The 1,408-nt window shown below is 66.5% G+C and carries 1 protein-coding gene; it reads left to right on the forward strand.

The window, feature by feature from the left end:
* Positions 1 to 1,208, forward strand: a 1,208-nt coding sequence (locus ABZ565_RS35570) for an IS4 family transposase (RefSeq protein ID WP_361036462.1), incomplete at its 5' end; no start/stop codon positions are given.
* Positions 1,209 to 1,408: the final 200 nt, after the last annotated feature.

Genomic DNA, 1,408 nt, shown 5'->3' on the forward strand with positions numbered 1-1,408 from the left:
AACAATGCCGTTGCTTTTGGGGCGGGCAGCGCGTTGGGCCGTTCGTGTTGGTGTCGCGCTTGGAGTGCCTGGGGTTGGGGATCTTGACCCGGTCGTGTCCGCCTGAGCTGGTGGACCGTGTCGTTGCCGAGGCGGGGTGCGGGGAGAAGCGCCGCCGTCTGCTGTCGGCCCGGTTCACGGTGTACTTCGTTCTCGCCCTCTGCCTGTTCCCGCGGGTCGATTACCTGGAGGTTCTGCGCCTGTTGAAGGCGGGCGAGCCGGGGCTGAGGTCTTGGTCGGGGGTGAACAAGTCTTCCCTGACCAGGGCCAGGCAGAGACTGGGGTGGACGGTGATGCGCGATCTGTTTCGCGCGATAGCCCGGCCGCAGGGACACGGTCCCGAGCTCTTTCACGATCTGAGCGTCCTGGCCGTCGACGGAATGCTGCTGGCGGTGCCCGACTCGGCCAGCAACCGGGAAACCTTCGGCAAGTCCGGCTCCCAGCGCAGTCCCATGGGCTATCCGATGGCGCGTGTGGTCGCGGTGGCGGAATGCTCCTCGCATGCCGTGCTGGACGCGGTGATCGGTGGCTGGAAGGACTCGGAGCGGATCGTTTCCGACGAACTTGAGCGACATGTCGGCACCGGCACGTTGCTGCTGGCTGATCGCGGATTCTGGGGCCTGGCACGCTGGCACCGCCTGCGTGAGCGGGGCGCCCATCTGCTGTGGCGGACGGAACGGCGGATGGCTCGGAGGGTCGAAGACGTCCTCGCGGACGGAAGCTACCTGGCTCGCATCCAGGCAAACAAGCACAGCAAAGCGGCCGGGACAGTCAAGGCCCCGCCGGCTCTGGTGAGGGTGGTCGAGTACCGGATCGATGGCCAGGCCGAGGTGATCCGGCTGATCACCAGTCTGATGGACCACGAGAGGTACCCGGCTGCCGAACTCGCAGAACTGTACGCGCGACGCTGGGAGATCGAGCTCGTCTTCGACGAGATCAAGACCCATCAGCGCGACAGACCCGTCCTCCGCTCACAGACACCCGACGGCGTCCGCCAAGAGATCTTCGCCCACCTGATCGTCCACCACGCCACCCGGGACCTGCTCGTCGAAGCCTCCCGCATCGCGCAGTGCCCGCCGGAGCGGACCTCATTCACCCGGGCCCTGCACGTTGTCCGCCGCTCGGTGATCGCACCGGGCGGCTTTTCCCCCCTCAGCACGCAGACGTGACCGTCGCCTCGGCCTGGTCGAGATCACCAGAGGCCTGCTGGCCCGACGGCGGTCACGTGACTGCCCACGGAAGCTGAAATCGTGCATCACCCCCTTCGGCAGCAAGGCATCCGACGAACCCGCCAGCCAGCACCGCCCAGCCGTCACCATCGCCCTGAACCACAGATGGCAGTAGCCCCAAAAGCAACGGCATTGTCATG

The sequence above is a fragment of the Streptomyces sp. NPDC016469 genome, assembly GCF_040632905.1.
GTDB lineage: Bacteria > Actinomycetota > Actinomycetes > Streptomycetales > Streptomycetaceae > Streptomyces.